The organism is Microvirga terricola (assembly GCF_011777495.1).
In the GTDB taxonomy this organism is placed as follows: domain Bacteria; phylum Pseudomonadota; class Alphaproteobacteria; order Rhizobiales; family Beijerinckiaceae; genus Microvirga; species Microvirga terricola.
In genome coordinates, this window is the sequence record NZ_JAATJS010000008.1 from 38118 (window position 1) to 55232 (window position 17115).

At 60.2% G+C, this 17115-nt stretch carries 15 protein-coding genes; 7 read left to right on the forward strand and 8 right to left on the reverse strand.

Annotated features, from left to right (window positions below; genetic code table 11):
- Positions 1-79: 79 nt before the first annotated feature.
- From HB375_RS17265 to HB375_RS17295, 7 genes are all read right to left on the reverse strand, one after another.
- Positions 80-835 carry a hypothetical protein gene (locus HB375_RS17265; protein ID WP_167674318.1) on the reverse strand — a complete coding sequence of 252 codons (756 nt, stop codon included), beginning with the start codon at positions 833-835 and terminating at the stop codon, positions 80-82.
- Positions 836-842: 7 nt separating this feature from the next.
- Complete coding sequence (locus tag HB375_RS17270) at positions 843-2102, reverse strand: glycosyltransferase family 4 protein (RefSeq protein WP_167674321.1); 1260 nt, start codon at positions 2100-2102, stop codon at positions 843-845.
- 2 nt (positions 2103-2104) lie between these two features.
- Complete coding sequence (locus HB375_RS17275; protein WP_167674323.1) at positions 2105-2938, reverse strand: class I SAM-dependent methyltransferase; 834 nt, start codon at positions 2936-2938, stop codon at positions 2105-2107.
- The gene (locus HB375_RS17280; protein WP_167674325.1) at positions 2935-5166 is read right to left on the reverse strand and encodes a glycosyltransferase; all 2232 of its coding nucleotides are present in this window, start codon (positions 5164-5166) and stop codon (positions 2935-2937) included. The genes HB375_RS17275 and HB375_RS17280 overlap by 4 nt, the downstream gene beginning before the upstream one ends.
- Positions 5167-5223: 57 nt before the next feature.
- Positions 5224-6018 carry a calcium-binding protein gene (locus HB375_RS17285; protein ID WP_167674327.1) on the reverse strand — a complete coding sequence of 265 codons (795 nt, stop codon included), beginning with the start codon at positions 6016-6018 and terminating at the stop codon, positions 5224-5226.
- A gap of 448 nt (positions 6019-6466) precedes the next feature.
- Entirely contained in the window at positions 6467-7840 is a 1374-nt protein-coding gene (locus HB375_RS17290) for an HlyD family type I secretion periplasmic adaptor subunit (RefSeq protein WP_167674329.1), read from the reverse strand.
- 17 nt (positions 7841-7857) lie between these two features.
- Positions 7858-9588 (reverse strand): type I secretion system permease/ATPase, encoded by a 1731-nt coding sequence (locus tag HB375_RS17295; protein ID WP_167674331.1) that lies wholly within the window; start codon positions 9586-9588, stop codon positions 7858-7860.
- 376 nt (positions 9589-9964) lie between these two features.
- Here HB375_RS17295 and HB375_RS17300 point away from each other — a divergent pair, with 376 nt between their 5' ends.
- The 7 genes from HB375_RS17300 to HB375_RS17330 all read left to right on the forward strand — a co-directional run bounded on the left by HB375_RS17300 (position 9965) and on the right by HB375_RS17330 (position 16611).
- Positions 9965-10450 (forward strand): MarR family transcriptional regulator, encoded by a 486-nt coding sequence (locus tag HB375_RS17300; protein WP_167674333.1) that lies wholly within the window; start codon positions 9965-9967, stop codon positions 10448-10450.
- A gap of 104 nt (positions 10451-10554) precedes the next feature.
- Positions 10555-11544, forward strand: a complete 990-nt coding sequence (gene galE, locus HB375_RS17305; protein ID WP_167674335.1) for a UDP-glucose 4-epimerase GalE — start codon at positions 10555-10557, stop codon at positions 11542-11544.
- 177 nt (positions 11545-11721) lie between these two features.
- Positions 11722-12711, forward strand: a complete 990-nt coding sequence (locus HB375_RS17310) for an NUDIX hydrolase (RefSeq protein WP_167674337.1) — start codon at positions 11722-11724, stop codon at positions 12709-12711.
- A gap of 110 nt (positions 12712-12821) precedes the next feature.
- Positions 12822-13820 carry a quinolinate synthase NadA gene (nadA, locus tag HB375_RS17315; protein WP_167674339.1) on the forward strand — a complete coding sequence of 333 codons (999 nt, stop codon included), beginning with the start codon at positions 12822-12824 and terminating at the stop codon, positions 13818-13820.
- A gap of 9 nt (positions 13821-13829) precedes the next feature.
- Positions 13830-15395 (forward strand): L-aspartate oxidase, encoded by a 1566-nt coding sequence (locus HB375_RS17320; protein WP_167674341.1) that lies wholly within the window; start codon positions 13830-13832, stop codon positions 15393-15395.
- Complete coding sequence (gene nadC, locus HB375_RS17325; RefSeq protein ID WP_167674343.1) at positions 15392-16267, forward strand: carboxylating nicotinate-nucleotide diphosphorylase; 876 nt, start codon at positions 15392-15394, stop codon at positions 16265-16267. Before HB375_RS17320 ends, nadC begins: the two co-directional genes overlap by 4 nt.
- Positions 16268-16353: 86 nt before the next feature.
- Positions 16354-16611 carry a heavy-metal-associated domain-containing protein gene (locus tag HB375_RS17330; protein ID WP_167674345.1) on the forward strand — a complete coding sequence of 86 codons (258 nt, stop codon included), beginning with the start codon at positions 16354-16356 and terminating at the stop codon, positions 16609-16611.
- A gap of 62 nt (positions 16612-16673) precedes the next feature.
- On the opposite strand, the gene HB375_RS17335 is transcribed toward HB375_RS17330, so the two are convergent.
- Positions 16674-17114, reverse strand: coding sequence for a MerR family transcriptional regulator (locus HB375_RS17335; RefSeq protein WP_167674347.1), 441 nt, complete (start codon positions 17112-17114; stop codon positions 16674-16676).
- Position 17115 lies beyond the last annotated feature (1 nt).

Genomic DNA, 17115 nt, shown 5'->3' on the forward strand with positions numbered 1-17115 from the left:
GGCAATGCTTTCGGCATGCGGGGGATGCGGCGGAAGTTCTTGTTGCATCGGAAGGCGTGCGGCAATCGTCATGTGGTCCCTATCGCATAGCGACGAAGAGAGTGGCGATGGCGCCGACCGCGGATACCGCCGTCAGCATTATGAGAATTGCTACGGCCCGGCGCATCGGCCGGTCGGCGGCGTTAGCGAGATCCTTGATGCGCTCGTCAAAGCTCGCGATTATCTGATCGAACCGCATCAAAAACAGTTCAACATCCGCAACGCGCTGGACCAATTCACCCTGGCTCGATCGCACGACTTCGAGCGCAGCGCCGACTCCATCCTCCTTCGAGGACATCTGCTCGACCTGCTCGGCGGTGCCGCGCATCGCCTCTGCCGCTTCTCGGAGAATAATCTGCGAACGGCGCTGAGCTGCAATGAGCACCTCAAGTTGATCCAAGACACGGTTGAGCGGAGCGCTGATGGCCGCTTCGGCGGCCCGCTCTCCTTGACTCGGCGCCGGGAGAACGACTTCTTCTCCTGTTGTACGTGAGAATGCCACGACTTCCAGGGCGTCAGGCTCATTCCCAACAGCGTCGGGCAGTTCGACCTCGAAAGCATAGGCGCCATCGCCGATGCCATTGCGTCGAAGATCGATGCGTGGGCGATCGGCCGTGGTCGAAGCAACCACACGACCTCGAAAGAGCACGCGAATGAGAATCCGTTCGTCGGGATGCCCGCGATCCCAAACCCAACCATAGAGCCGCCGGCTCTCGATGGTATCCAGCCGCCCCTGAATCTGGCTTGCTGGAGGCACGACTGGTGCAAGTGCCGCTTTGACTTCTGCGATGCTCATGTCGCTCTCATGCTGCCTGCGCCGAGTCGGCGATGCTGCGATAGAGGTGGAGATGCTGGTCCGCGACCTGCGCCATGTCGGGAGGAGAAGCTATTCCCTCGACAAGGGTCTTCCAGAGATCAAGCTCATCCATTGCTCGCCTCATCGCGCGAGCCAGCGCAACCGGATCATCGGGGCGGACGTGCAAGCCATTGACGCCATCAGCCACCGCTTCTGCCATTCCGCCGATGCCACTCGCGATGACGGGCCGGCGATGGAGAAAGGCCTCCTGGATAACGAGAGGCGAATTTTCCCACCAGATCGAAGGGACCACTACCCAGTCTACTGCTTCCATTAAGGCAGGCACTTCGTCACGCCGGTAAGGGCCGAGTTTTACAACTCGCACCCCGGCATCCCGCACGAGCTTTTCGATTTCCTCGACAAATCCTTCCGCCTGGAAGGGTGTCCCTCCATGGAGACGAAGCTCAAAACCCTCGACGCCCTCTGAGATCAGGAGGTGGCACGCCTTCAGAAGAACCGCGGCACCCTTCCAAGGGTTAATGTTGCCGAAATAACCGAATACCAGGCGCCGCCCATCGTGCGATTGTCGATGCGAAGCCGCTTGGGCTGCCGGGCGGCCATTCGCGACGACGTCGATCAATGCCGGCGACAAACCCCAGGCGATGAAGCGGTCTCTTATAAAGTGGCTGGGCGCAATAAAACGGTCGACTTGCGCGAACAGTGTTTTGAGATGCCGTTCACGCAGCAAAAAGCGATCTGGAGCAGTCTCTGGGAAGCAGGCATTGCAACGGTTCGGCGAAGCCTTCTCGCACCGCTCTCGGCCCCGTGGGCGCATCATCAGCCCGTCGTGAGCGCATATTGCGTAGTAGTCGTGCAGCGTGAGGACAATCCGAGCCTGGGGCAGGACACGCCGCACGATTGCAATGAACTCAACGCCGAGCAAAAGGATGTGATGGATGTGGACGACATCGGGGCGGAACTCCTTCAGCAGATTCTCAAGATGAGGAACGACGCCGTACGTATCGATCTGACTCAGATAGAAGTGATCGAAGTGGCCACTCCAGAGGATCACTTCATCTGGTGCGTCCCCGACAGCTTGGAAGCTCGTCCCCGGCCGCGGCTCGCGATGCACACGATTCGTCGCGGCGAGAAAAAGAGCCTCGATCCCTGGCCGGGATCGAAACTCGCGGAAAAGATCGTGCGAAAAGATCTCTGTTCCGCCCGGATGCAGATCAGGATGGTTATGCGCGACGGCGAGGATGCGCATGGTTACGCGGCTCCTGTTTTCGTTGCGACGATAATGTCCTGATAATGGGTGCTGTTGATGCCGCGCCAATGGCCCAAGTCCACGCGCTTTATATCGAGCCCTGCCGATCGGATCGCCTGCTTGATAACCGTCTTGTCGAAGCCGATGGCTGCAAGCGGCGCGGATGGATCACCGTACCATGTGCCTGCTTCCGCTCCAGGCGCAAACTGTGGTCTCGCTCCAGCGCGCTCCTGATCCCCTTCAAGGACGAGAAAGGCGGTCATGAACAGGCGGCCGCCCGGAGCGAGGAGCCGCATGGCCTCCCTTGCATAAGCGGCGATTTCCGAAAGAGGCAGGTGTGTCGCCACGGAAACCATCGCTATGAAATCGAAGCTCCCATCCAAAAATGGCAGGACAACCTCGTGGCCCACCAGAGAACCGCCCGGATTGTAGAGTTCGTGGGCGAGATCGATCTGGCAGAACCGGAACCGCGGATAAGCCGGTGTTATGTTCTTTACACACCACGCAATGCCCTCGCCGACGGGATCGACGCCCTCGTAGCAGCCGGTGGCTTCGTCGAGGTATTGGGTCAGAGGAAGCGCCATACGGCCGATCCCGCAGCCAATGTCGAGCACGCGATCTGACGGGCTGAGATCACCGATGCGGACGAAATGGCCGAGGAACTCTGCGCCTATCGCCTTGAAATTGCCATCGCCGACAAAAACATTCTCAGGCGCAGGAACTGGCAGAAAGCGATTGCGCTCGATCGCCTCCATCAACCAGGAGAGCCTGCTTTCCTCCGATAGTGCCGGCAGCGCTTCGTAAGCATTGATCCGATTTCCGACCTGAGCGTTCATGCTGCACTCCTCATTTTTGGGGGATAGGCATGGCCCTTCATCAGATTGGCGATCATGTCCCCCCAACGGGAGCCGTGCAGAGCGCAATTGTATTGCCAGGCAATGCCCTTCATGTACTCGGAATTGAGCGACATCGATTTTCGTTCGAGGTGATAGAGCTCGATGTTCGGGGCGTATAAAATTTTACGGCCGGCTGTCGCGATTTTGAGGCACAGGTCGCTGTCCTCGTAGTCGCCAATGACATAGTCCTCTGAGAAGCCACCGACCTTCTCAAACAGGTCGCGCGCCATGATAAGGCAAGCGCCTGTGACCGCGGGGACAACCCTCTCCTCTTTTGCGGGAGCATAGTGGCGTGGCATGCCTTTGAAGTAGTGATGATTGAGCCAGCGTCCGCGATGGTCGCGTGCGAAATACATTCCCGCGTGCTGAAGGGACCCGTCTTCAAACAAAAGCTTCGGGCCGACAGCGCCTACACGCTTGCGGCTGTCGAGCTTTGCGACAAGAGACGAAATCCACCCCGGCGCGAGCGGAATGACATCCGAATTGACAAGGGCTAACGCCCTTCCTCGGGCGATAGTGACCCCGGTATTGCATGCCCGCGCGTAACCGCCATTGCGATTCATGATAGCGAGGGTGACGGGCAGGCCATAGACCATGTGCAACCCGACCAGAAGATGATCGACCTCCGTTGCCTGGTCAGGCGAGTCCAAGACGTAGATCAGTTCGGCGTGCTCTCGGAACCAGGGATCTGTCGCGAATGCCGCAATCTGGAATCTCATAAAGTCTAAGACTTTGTAGAGAGGAACAATAATCGAGACTTTTGGGCGCACTGCCGGCTCGCCGATTTGACGGATGAGCGGTTGTCCCGTGATTGCACTCGCCTTCGCATGCAAGTCAGTGATGACCGGCGCCAGAATTTCGGCAAGCATCGTCTCATCAACATGATGCGCAGGAACCGCACGCAGCGCTGCAGCCCGGGCCTCCGCTGGGTCAGCAGGCTGCACAGGTGGGGTGAGAGAGTGGTAGGCGCCGGACTTCAGCAACAAGCGGAAGCGTGGCTGAAGAATGGGGGCATCCCCACTTGGAGATGGAGAGAGGGCGACAAAACCCATGGCGTTGACACGCCTAGAATCCTCTCCCCCGAGGTGGACAGGATAGCGGCGCAGCGCGCTCGTCAAATCGTGGATTGAGCCATCAGCGTCAATTGCTGCGATGCCAGCAGTTAGATTCAGCGGGTCTCGTAGCCAGCCCGCCACGAGCATTCCTGAGGGCGTCGGAAGCGCACACGTAATTTCCGCGGACAGGCTTGAGGACAAAGGTGAGCCAACCCGCTGCGGCTCCAGCGGTGCGTTCAGTTGCGTTTCAAGTGCTGCAGCCACGCCAAAAGGCGCGTATCGAGACAGTTCGATCAGAAGGTGTTCGCGCAGGCCGGCGGCACGCTTTGCCCGCTCGCGAAACCATTTCGTCAGTGGCGGTGGCTGCTTTCCTGGCTTGACGAGAGATCGGATCTGAAGCCCCTCGGGCCCCGTGAGAACAATGTAGGCATCGCGCCCACTGAGTTCCCTCCCCGGGGTGAGGAGGTGCATGATCTCGCTCTTGTCTTTCAAAGCACTCCGATGAGGAATGCCCTCGAGCCGACCAACATCGTCCCGCGTGACACGATAGATCGCGTCGATCTTACCGAATTCTGCGGCAGGGGTCGTTTGCAGGAGCACGATACCACCGACTGCACGCGCGACAACTCTTGCCAGCAACGGAGTCGATGGCAGTCTTTCCAGCAGGTCGAACAGAAGCTGGACGAACAATTTGTCGCGCTGTAGGTGGAAGAGGCCGCTCCAAAGATTCAACAATATCGAAGCGAGCATTACACGTGCCTGCGGATCCAGGTGTTCGGTCAGGTCCGCCGAATTGATCTCCGGAAGGGTCGCGTCGGGTTGAAGGGAGAGATTGGCCTTCAATCCAAGAGAGCCTGTCGACAGTGTGAGGTTCAGCGGCCCGCCGTCAGGGCAACGCAGTGCCCACAGCAAACGAGTCCCGCCATCGCAGCGAGCCAGTCGCAACGATGCCGTTGGCATGATGGACTTGCCTTCCGCGGCCGATAGCGGTGTCGGAGCCTGCACCGTTTGCGGAACATCCCACATCAACAGGACGACCCCACGGCCCAGAAGAACGGCCTGCGGCTGTGTCACCGGATCGAGCGTCGTTTCGGAAGATTCGAGCAGCGCCATCGCTTCCTTATGCCCCAGAGGTGGCACCGCAGCAGCGTGCTGCGGTGCCTAGTTGCGCTAGTGAACGGTGAAATAGTCGCCCGGATGGTGCTGAACGTCGGACGCATTGACGTTCACGAGTGTGATCGTGTCGCCATTGCCAAGATCGACGATCGTGTTGTGACCGACCTGATACAGGCGGCTCGCAAGGTCGCTGGCGGATGCGATATCCGTCCCGTTGATGCCCTTCGCGATCTGGAGAATGTCCTCTCCAACCTTGAAGTCCATCACGACATCGTTGCCGCCGCCGCCGCTGAACACGAACACATCGCGCCCCGAACCACCGATCAGGATATCGTCGCCCGCGCCGCCGTCGAGGATGTCGTTGCCCGAGCCACCGCGGAGAATATCGTCGCCGGCGCCGCCTTGTAGCAGATCGTTCCCCGAACCACCGTCGAGAGCGTCGTCGCCATCGCCGCCTTGCAGGATGTCATTGCCCGAGCCGCCATCGAGCATGTCGTTGCCAGTGCCGCCCTGCAGAATGTCATTGCCGTTGCCGCCGCGGAGATAGTCGTCCCCCGCGCCGCCTTGAAGGATATCGTCGTCGTTTCCGCCGAAGAGAATATCGTCGCCCGCACCGCCCTGCAGAAGATCGTTGCCGGCACCGCCGAAGAGAATGTCGTTGCCGCTGCCTCCGAAGAGCGCGTCGCTTCCATTGCCGCCGAACAGGATGTCATCGCCGTCGTCGCCGAACAGCGCATCGCTGCTATTGCCGCCGAAGATCAAGTCATCTCCCCCATGTCCGAAGATCACGTCGGGAGAGTTGGTGCCATGCAGTACGTCGTGGAAGGCACCACCCTCAAGAGTCGCCATATCTATCTCCTTGATGTCTAGGCCGGAGGGACGGTTGCCCGCCGGATCGTGTCGATCGACCAGAGCGAACGAGCGCATAGCGAATAAATCCAGGCACGCGGACGCCGAATTCGCATTCGCTACTCGCCGCACCGCAACATTGGTGAAATCAGAAAGAATTGTAAAGCTTAAAACGACAAGAACGACGAACTTTATCTTGTATATATACTATGTTTAAATTATTCAGAAATCCATTATTATTACATTATTGTTGTTAAAACAAAACATTTGCAAATTCGAAGCAAATTACTCCGCCACGCGTCCCCGCATCACGACTGAACCCATGTCGTGGATGCAAGAGCTGCTATTCGCGCGCAATCGGCCCGCCCGCCGAATAACCGTCGGCGAGGCGCTACGTGCCTATTTTCGTGTTGCGCGAGTTTCCGCTCTGAAGTGGCGGAGTCGCCTCTTATTCCTCTCGGAACGCGCGGTTGAAACTCTCGGTAACCGGCGCGATCAGATAATCGATCGCCCGGCGAGGCTTGTTGACGATCAAAACTTCGGCGGGCATTCCGGGATAGAGCTTGATGGCCGAATTCGCCGCGAGACTCTCCGGCGAAATTGATGCGCGAGCCACGAAGAATGCGGTGTCGCCGCGCTCGTCGACCTGTTGATCCGCCGCGACATAGGTCAGTGTACCCGACAGCGGCGGCAGGCTGCGGTTGTTGTATGCGGTCAGACGCACTTGGACGGGCGCTCCGACGCGCACCGAGTCGATGTCGCGCAGGCCAACCTTCGCCTCGACGATCAACGGCTCATGCTCGGGGACAATGTCGAGGATGGCCTGACCGGGAGCGATCACGCCGCCAGGAGTTCTTGTGCGGATGTTGGTCACGACGCCGGCCTGCGGCGAAACCACTTCGACCCGGCGCAGCACATCCGTCGCGGCGCTCATGCGCTCAACCGTATCCGCCAGCTCAAGCTGCGTCGCTTGAAGATCCGCCGCAACCTGTTGCTGGAAGTCATTTTCGAGCGACAGGATCTCCAGCTCGGCAGCACCTTTGGCTTGCTCCGCCTTTGCCTTGCGGGCGACGAGTTCTGCTCCGCGGCCAACCAGCTCGCTCTCCCGGGTCTGCAACTCCGTCAGACGGGGACGCGGCGCATAGCCCTTTTCGACGAGGCCCGCGACAGCGTTCAGCTCCCGACTCAATAGCTCCGATTGCCGGTTATTTGCCTCTGTTTGCGCGCGAATGGCGCTGAGTTCGGCTTCCTGCTGCTCGACCGTCTTCCGTTGGATCTCAACCCTCCGATCGAACATCTGCCGACGGGAGATGAAAACCTTTCGCTCTGCTTGAATCACATCCTGCGCAATGGCGGAGGAGGAATCCGGGAATACGATCTCCGCGGCATGCGATTGCTCGGCCCGAAGCCGCAGAAGCCGTGTTTCGAGGCCAAGCCTTTTGGCACGCAATTGTTCAAGGTCGGCCTTCGCCCGTGTATCATCCAGGCGTAATAGCGGCTGGCCGGCTTGAACCAGATCCCCCTCCTGAGCGAGCAACGCCTTCAGCATGCCACCTTCCCAATGGCTGACAGTCTTGCGTTTCGAATCCACCACGACAGTGGCCGTCGCTATGGCAGCGCTGTCGAGGTGAGCAGCGAAAGCCCAGCCGACAAACCCGCCGACGCCCGCAATGATTGCAACCAAGCCTGCAATGACCGGAGCCCTGAAGGAGGGGCCGCCTTGTTCCTCGCCCTCGAATCGTTCAACCCAGGTCTTCTGGTCGATCACGGGCTCAGAAAGCAGCGTATCGCGGTTCCGAACAAGGATTTGGGCCCCTGACATGTGACGTCCCCCTTTCCCTAAACCGCTCGAATGCCCGGAACAGCGTTGGCGGTTTTCTCGCCGGCGCCTTTCAAATCGACCACCGAGGCGCGGGGACCGAACTGGGCCACCCGCCCATCCTGCAGAACCAGCATTTTATCGACGACCTGCATGATGGAGGGGCGGTGCGCGATCAGAATGACGATCGCCCCATCTGCGCGCGCCGCCGCGATGGCTCGGAGAAGAGCCCGCTCACCTTCCGTGTCCAGATTGGCGTTGGGCTCATCGAGCACGATGAGGCGCGGCTTGCCATAAAGTGCGCGCGCCAGCGCGATTCGTTGGCGCTGCCCGCCGGAGAGCAGAAAATTTCCGTCCCCGAGGCGCGTATCGTAGCCCAGGGGGAAGCGTCCGATCATGTTGTGAACGTCGGCGAGGCGCGCCGCCTCCAGCACCAGACGCGGATCCTCGTTGCGCATCCTTGCGATGTTCTCACGGATCGATCCGTCGAGAAGCGATATGGCTTGCGGTAGATATCCCACCATGTCGCCGAAGGAATCGCGCTCCCACAGGAAGACATTATGGCCGTCGAGATAGATCCCCCCTGCCGTCGGCTTCAACACGCCAACGAGCAGGCGCGCGAGCGTTGACTTTCCGGCCGCCGATGGTCCCACGATCCCAAGCACCTCACCCGGCGAGAGCGAAAATGAAATGCCTTTGAGAACCGGGACATCCGCTCCTGGCGGGGCATACACCAACCGATCGACAACGAGATCGCCAACGGTACGTGGAGTCGGCTTCGTATCGCGGCTCGGCGTTTCGTTCTCGAGCAAGTCGCGAATGCGCTTCCACGCCGCCAACGCAAAGACCCATTGCCGCCAGCCATCCACCATTGAATCAAAGGGCAGCAGAAGACGTCCCATGATGATGCTGGAGGCGACCATCGAGCCGGGGCTCACCTCCTGCTTGATCACGAGCGTCGCGCCAACCGACAGCACGGCAATTTGCATCATGTAGCGGCATGTGCGCGTCAGCGACGACAGCGCCCGGCCACGAGTCGTCGCCGTATCGAGAAGATCGAGGGCGCGAAGCTGCGCCCCGCGCCACCGCCTTGCCAGGGCAGGCAGCATTCCCATCGCTTCGATGGCCTCGGCATGGCGAAGGCTCCCGCTGATTTCGCCGATGCCGGCAATAGCCGCCTCATTCGCCTTCTTGAGAGAGCGTCGTGTCAGAAGATCGGAGATCAGACTGAGCGCCACAATCAGCGTCGCCGAGGTCAGCGCAACCAGACCGTAAAGCGGATGCAGGGCGAAAAGAACGGCCAGAAAGATTGGGCACCAGATCGCCTCCAGCGGAACGCCGATCGCGCTGCCGGCGATAAAGGAGCGAATGTCGTTCAGATCGCGAATCGCTTGCCCGGCGCGCGCCGAGCCATGCTGCACGGAGGCCGCAACCGTTGCCTGCAGAACCGGAAGGTTCAGCCTGCGGACCACCATGCTGCCCATCACCTGAAAAGTCAGCGCCCGCACGAAATCGAGAACACCAAAAAGGACAAGGCCCGCGATCGCAATGACAATCAGCATCGCCAACGTGTCGAGGCTCTGACTGTTTACCACCCGGTCGTGCACCTGCAGCATGAACAGGGGAACGGTAAGCTGCAGGACGTTGATGATAGCGCTCAAGACGCCGGCGTAGACGACACCCATCACAAAGGCCTTGCGGCCGCGATGGATGAGATCGGCTGCATGTTCGGAAACAGTTACCTTGTGCATGCGCACCCTTTCTCGGGCGATATTTTCAACCAAAAACAGGGCTCATAAGAGTATTAACAAGGGGCAAATATGGGAATATTTCCACTAGTCTCGCCACTCGACAAATTTCAATACTATCATATGATAAAATCAGCGAATGTCATCTGGGGTACGGCATTTAAATTAAATAAAACAATGTAATACAACTTACAAGTTTGGGGAAAACGCCTCGGAAATAGTTCAAAATTCGAACTAAACACTTGAACCGTGGCAGGACAGCATGGAATATAAAATCAGCCAAGAAATGAGGTGCTTTCTGAAAGCGCCGCACGATAATCTGACTCACCTTCCGCCACTGCCGACCCCTCTGGGGGGCGGCACGCCACCAACGGATTCCATGACCACCGCAGAAGACATGTCCCCCGTTTCGCACCTCGATCTCTTACGGGTCGTGGAGCGCGTACACCGACGGTACCTTGATTTATTCCGGCTCGATCTGGGACGGCTTGGAGTGGACGAACTCAGCCCGTCGCAGGTCATGATGCTGTTCACGATCGGCGCCGACGAACTGACGGTTCGCGACCTCATCGACCGGGGCTACTATTTGGGCTCGAACGCATCCTACAACCTGAAGCGCCTCCTCGAGACAGGTCATATCGATCGCACCGCATCGGAGCGTGACCGGCGCTCCGCGCGCATCCGCTTGTCGGAAAAGGGGCGGAAGCTCTGCGAGGCCGTCCGGAAGATGGATGATTCCTATTACCGGCTGGTCGCGCGCAACGCCGAGGAGAAGCGCGAGCTCGAAATTGCCTTCAAAACCCTCCAGCGCCTTGAACAGGTCTGGACCGGGGCGCTTCGGTACGGCGGCACGCAGATCATCTGAGATGCCTTTTCCCGAGCGACTTGTGTCTCATATTATGCAAATCAACAGAAGAGCCTCTGTAGCCTTGCGCTACCGTGGAGCGCCATCAGCCAAGGGTACAGAACATGGCTAGGTTTCTTGTTACCGGCGGCGCCGGATATGTCGGCAGCCATACGGTTCTTGCACTCGTCGAACGCGGCGACGAGGTCGTCGTCATTGATGATCTGTCCCAGGGGCATCGCTCAGCGGTCCCTCAGGGCGTCGAGTTGATCGTCGAGGACATTGCCAACCGGAACCGACTGCAGGAAGTCTTTGCGGCGTGGCGCTTCGATGGCGTCCTCCACTTCGCAGCGCGTTCTCTCGTTGGCGAGAGTATGCGCGAACCTCTCCGCTACATTGCCGAGAATGTCAGCAACACGTTGCGCGTCGCCGAAGCGGCGATCAAGTCCGGCTGCAACCGCTTTGTCGTCTCTTCGACCGCGGCCTTGTTTGGTACGCCGGATCGCATCCCGATCGACGAAGACTCGAAGCTCGCGCCCCTCTCTCCATACGGGGAATCGAAACTCATGGCGGAACGTGGACTCGAGTGGGCGCAACAGATCCACGGTCTCAACTGGGCTGCCCTCCGCTACTTCAATGCCGCCGGCGCCGATCCGAAGGGACGGCTGGGAGAGGATCACGATCCCGAGACGCATCTGATCCCGCTGACGATCAATGCCGCACTCGGCCTGGGGACGGAGCTAACGATCTTCGGCAACACCTACGACACGGTCGATGGAACTGCCGTTCGCGACTATGTCCATGTGACGGACCTCGCGGATGCTCACTTGCGCATTCTCGACCGCCTCGCGGCCGGATTCAGTGGGCGCTACAATGTCGGCAACGGCACAGGCTATTCCGTCCTTCAGGTGATCGAAGCCGTGGAGCGCATCTCGGGCCGCAAGGTTCCCTACAAGATCGGCCCTCCGCGAGCGGGAGACCCGCCTGTTCTCGTCGCATCGCCCGCCCGCCTGCAGAAGGACACGGGTTGGAAGCCACAATACGCCTCGCTGGATGATATCGTGCAGACCGCCTGGAACTGGCGTGTGGCCCATCCATCAGGGTTTGGCGATTGACGGTCACCCGCCGACCGCTGCAAGGAAGCTATGAAGAACCCCGTGCCTCGCACGGGGTTCTTCTCGTATCGGCAATCCGATTCGGGAATGCGTCCCGTCGAAAGTTCCTCTCGACGCAGCAGGCGTAAAATCCCATTGTTGGTAGCCTCCCAGAATCGTGTTCGCTCTTGAGTACCCATGCCGTCCGTTTCATCGTCCCGGTCTTCAGCGCGTAAGCAAACCCCTTTGTCGGCGGATCTCAGCGCCGTCATCATGGCTGCAACGCCGGACGAGCCTCGCGTTCTGACCGTCCGCGCCACACCACAGCACCTTGATGGCCTTCCCTCCGGCCCCTTGCAGTCGGAGCACCGGACCTTGGAAATGGGCTTGCGCGCCTGGGTCGCTCAGCAAACGGAACTGAAACTCGGCTATGTCGAGCAGCTTTACACCTTCGGCGACCGGGACCGCGCGGAGGTAGCTTCCCCCAAAGCTGGGCACGCGCTCTCGATTGCCTATCTCGCCCTTGTCCGAGAGGCGCGCCCAGCGGGGCTGGCACATGCCACCTGGCGGAATTGGTACGACTACCTGCCATGGGAGGACTGGCGTGAGGGACGCCCCAAAGCCCTCGATGTCATCTCCCCTGCCCTGAGGACCTGGGTCCGCGAAGGGGGCAAGCCGCTCCGGCAGTTTCGTGAAGAGCGTGTAGAACTGACTTTCGGCCTTGAATCGGGCGCCTGGACGGATGAGCGCGTCCTCGAACGTTATGAACTCCTCTTCGAGGCCCGCCTCGTGCCTGAAGCGTTGCGTGAGGGCGGCCAGCCCTCTACGCCGAGGCCCAAGCTGGCCCCGGGTCAATCAATGGCGCTCGATTACCGCCGCATGCTGGCAACCGCCATTGGACGCCTGCGGGGCAAGATCAAGTATCGCCCCGTCATCTTCGAGTTGATGCCGAACGCGTTTACGTTACTGGAGCTCCAGCGGACGGTGGAGGCCCTTTCAGGCGTCCGACTGCACAAGCAGAACTTCCGCCGCTTGGTGGAAACACAAGGCCTCGCTGAGGAAACTGGGCAGACCACAACCGAGACGGGTGGGCGACCGGCGAGACTGGTGCGGTTCCGGCGTGAAGTCCTGGTCGAGCGCCCGGCGCCCGGCCTGCGCCTCCCAGGGACGCGACGCACCGACCTGTGATGAAATTACGGGTTGACGAAGGCTTATACTCAAATTTAGCATAACAAGCCGGCTTCCGATTTTATCCTTGTCTAACCCACTAATGCTCAGTTTGAGCATAGGAAACCATCATGGTCGATACCACGTCGCTATCCGCAGCGCCGCTCCCATTGCCCGACCTTTATGCGCGGGTCAGCCATCACATCCTCCCGATGGAATGGCCGGCTCTTGCGGGCGATATCGAGGCTATCCTCTCTCTCAAGCACGAGCGTAATGCCGTTATCCTCGCTCATAACTATCAGACGCCGGAGATCTTCCATACGGTCGCCGATATCGTCGGCGACAGCCTAGCGCTGGCGCGCGAAGCAGCAACCACCGACGCGGATATCATCGTCGTGGCCGGTGTGCATTTCATGGCTGAGACCGCCAAGCTCCTCAACCCGAACAAGACGGTTCTTATTCCGGACAGCAAGGCGGGCTGTTCCCTGGCGGAATCGATCACGGCCGAGGATGTCCGCAAGCTGCGCGCCCAACATCCTGGCGTACCCGTGGTCACCTACGTCAACACTTCGGCGGCAGTGAAGGCGGAATCTGACGTCTGCTGCACATCGGGTAACGCGAAGAAGGTGATCGAATCGCTTGGTGTTTCGAAAGTCATCATGCTTCCTGACGAGTTCCTCGCGCAAAATACGGCCGCGCAAATACCCGGGGTCGAGATCATCACATGGGCCGGTCACTGCGAGGTGCATGAGCGCTTCACGGCCGAGGACATCCGTTCCGTGCGCGAGAGCTACCCCGACGTCGTGGTGCTGGTCCATCCTGAAGCGCCGCCTGAAGTGGTGGCGGAGGCCGATTTTGCGGGCTCGACCGCTGGCATGATCGACTTCGTTGGCCAGAAGCGGCCCGGCCGCGTCGCCCTCGTGACGGAATGCTCTATGAGTGACAACGTCGCTGTCGAGTATCCCGAAGTCGAGTTCGTACGGCCGTGCAACCTGTGCCCGCACATGAAACGCATCACGTTGCCGAATATTCGGAAGGCACTTGAGCTGCGCCAGCACGAAGTCCTGATCGATCCCACTCTCGCCGCACGGGCGAGAATCGCCGTCGAGCGGATGTTGGCAGTTCGATAAGAGGCTTCCATGAAAGCGTCCCCGCAGGATCGCGTCATTGTCGTTGGAGGCGGGATCGCCGGCCTTGCCGCGGCCCTGCAGCTTGCTCCTTTACCGGTGATGCTGATCGTTGCATCGCCGCTCGGCGAACAAGCCTCGACGCCGTTGGCACAGGGCGGAATTGCAGCTGCTCTCGGAGAAGACGACGCTCCCGTCTTGCACGCCGAAGACACGCTCCGCGCGGGCGCGGGACTGAGCGATGCGGGCGTTGCCGAGAGGGTCGCGCGGGCCGCTCCGTCCTGCGTCGAATGGCTAGTGACCCTCGGCGCTCCCTTCGACCGACGTGAGTCGGAAGATCGCCTGATACTGGGGCTGGAGGCCGCGCATTCTCGTCGACGCATCGTTCACGCCGGAGGCGACAGAACCGGGAAGCGCGTCTTGGAGATTTTGATCCAGGCTGCGCGGGAGACAGAGTCCATCCAAATTCTGGAAGAGACGCGCGTTACCGATCTCGTGCTCGATTACAACCGCTCTATTGCCGGTGTTCTCTGCTTGCAGGCAGGAATGGACAAGCCCTTCGTGGTAATCGGACGGGCTGTTATCCTTGCCACCGGCGGAATTGGCGGGCTTTCCGCACACACGACCAATCCTCTTTCCTCGACAGGCGCTGGGCTTGCTATCGCGGCTCGCGCCGGTGCTGTCCTGCGCGATCTGGAATTCGTTCAGTTTCACCCGACCGCCATCGCGGTGGGCCTCGATCCGATGCCGCTTGCGACCGAAGCCCTGCGTGGTGAAGGCGCGGTTCTCATCAATGGTCGGGGCGAGCGCTTCATGCAGGACATTCCCGGCGCGGAGCTTGCTCCACGAGATGTCGTCGCTCGCACGATCTTCGCGCAGATTTTAGCCGGCGAGCGCGTCTTTCTGGATACCAGAGAGACTCTCGGCGAAACGATCCAAAAAAGATTTCCAGGAGTGGCCGCGCTTTGTAAGTTGGCAGGGATCGACCCGGTTCTGCAACCGATCCCCGTGCGCCCGGCGGCGCATTACCACATGGGTGGGATCAAGGTCGACAGCCACGGGCGCAGCTCTATCGAGGGCCTCTGGGCGTGTGGCGAAGTGGCCTCGACGGGCCTTCACGGCGCGAACCGCCTCGCGAGCAATTCGCTGCTGGAAGCATTGGCTTATGCCCGGTGGATTGCCGAGGATGTGAAGAGCGTTATCCCCCCGGCAAAAGTCTCATCGCCTTCCACCCGCCTGCAAGAGACACGTCGGCCCCGTCTGGCCTCACCACGGATCAGACAGATCATGGATCAGCAGGTCGGTGTTCTCCGCGAAGCCTCCGGCCTATCGAGCGCTATCCGTGAGCTGCGGGCAATGTTGTCGAATGAGACGACCGCGTCGAACGACGCAGCTCTCGTGAGCTTATTGATCGCGACTACCGCTTACAGGCGGCGCGAAAGCCGAGGTGCTCATCAGCGGCGGGACTATCCCGGTCAAATCGCAGCAAAAGAACAGGCGATCACGCTCGATGAAGCCCTTCGCATCGCAGCACAGATCGACAGAGAGACGACAGAGCCGGCAAGGAGAGTGGCATGAAAGTGGAAACCAGCGGATTGGAGAGTCTGGCGCCGCTACCGCGTTTGTTGGTCGAGCCTATCGTGCGAGCGGCCCTGCTCGAAGATTTCGGTCGCGCAGGCGATATCACGACGGATGCAGTCATCCCCGCAACGGCAACTCTGCAGGGGGCGATTGTCGCTCGTGAGCCTGGTATCGTGGCAGGCGTCGACGCCGCAGCCTTGGCCTTCACCTTGGTCGATCCCACGATTGTCGCCGTTGTCGAGCGCCCGGACGGCGCGCGGGTCGGCAAGGGTGAAGCGGTCATCAGGCTGGAAGGACCGGCCCGCAGCATTCTCTCAGCTGAACGCGTAGCGCTCAATGTGATGTGCCGGATGTCCGGTATCGCGACCGCGACGGCGAAGCTTGTTGAAGCCGTCAGGCCGCATGGCCATGCTCAGATCGTGTGCACCCGAAAAACCACTCCGAATCTTCGCGCCTTGGAAAAGCACGCCGTTCGCGCCGGAGGCGGATCAAACCACCGCTTCGGGCTCGATGATGCCGTCCTGATCAAGGACAACCATATTGCGATCGCCGGCAGCGTACGCACGGCTATCGAGAGGGCTCGCGCCACTGTGGGTCATCTCGTGAAGATCGAGGTCGAAGTCGATACGCTCGACCAACTTGACGAGGCGCTGGCTGTCGGCGTGGATGCGGTCCTGCTCGACAATATGGCTCCGGCCATGCTCTCCGAGGGGGTCAAGCGTGTCGGGAAAAGGGCCGTCACCGAAGCATCGGGACGGGTGACCCTCGAAACGGCCCCAAAGATTGCCGCGACCGGTGTGGACCTGATCTCGACCGGATGGATCACGCATAGTGCGCCGATCCTCGATCTTGGCCTCGATGTTTTCTGAGGCTCATCCCAATCTAAAAAGGGGCTTGACCTTCCCATGTGGGAACACTGCACCTTTGCTGCACTGACCTGAAACGGAGCATTCCCATGTGCAGCAGCCACCAACATTCTCATGATCACGCCTCCACCTCGGCGACCGGAGCGGGCCTTTCGGTGCGCGTCGAGGATATGACCTGCGGTCACTGCGCCGGTACGATCAAGAGCGCTATCGAAAGCTCGATTCCCGGCGCCAAGGTGACCGCGAGTCCTGAAGCTAAACTTGTGTCGGTCGAGGGCGCGTCCGATTTCGCCCAGATCAGCGGCATCATCACCCTCGCCGGCTACACCCCGACCCCGGCTCACTAAAGCGGAAGCGTCACGAAGCTTGAGAGGCTGCAGGTCCGCCCTGCAGCCTTTTCATTTTGGCCTCAAGGCCGAACCTTGGCGCCTCCGTGGTCGCAGGTGCTATGGTCCGCCAAGACCTCGAAAACTCGGCAATCGGCGATGCTTTTGCCGTCACAGCTCGCGACGATACGCTCCAGCTCCGCAGCGAGCTCTGTCAGGCGAGCAATCTTCCGGCGGACGGACTCAAGCTGCTGACGGGCAATTTCGTCGGCCTGCTCACACGGGGCCGATGGATTCTCGCCCAAGGCAATGAGTTGGCGGATCGCCTCGACGGCGAGGCCAAGCTCCCGCGCGTGCATGATGAAACGCAATCGCTCCACATGCTTGGCGAGATAGCGGCGCTGGTTGCCTTCCGTGCGCTCCGGCTCAGGAAGGAGGCCGATTCCCTCGTAAAAGCGGATCGTCTCGACCTTGCATCCGGTCACCGCCGCGACATGGCCGATCGAAAAAGTTCGCTCGAGCATG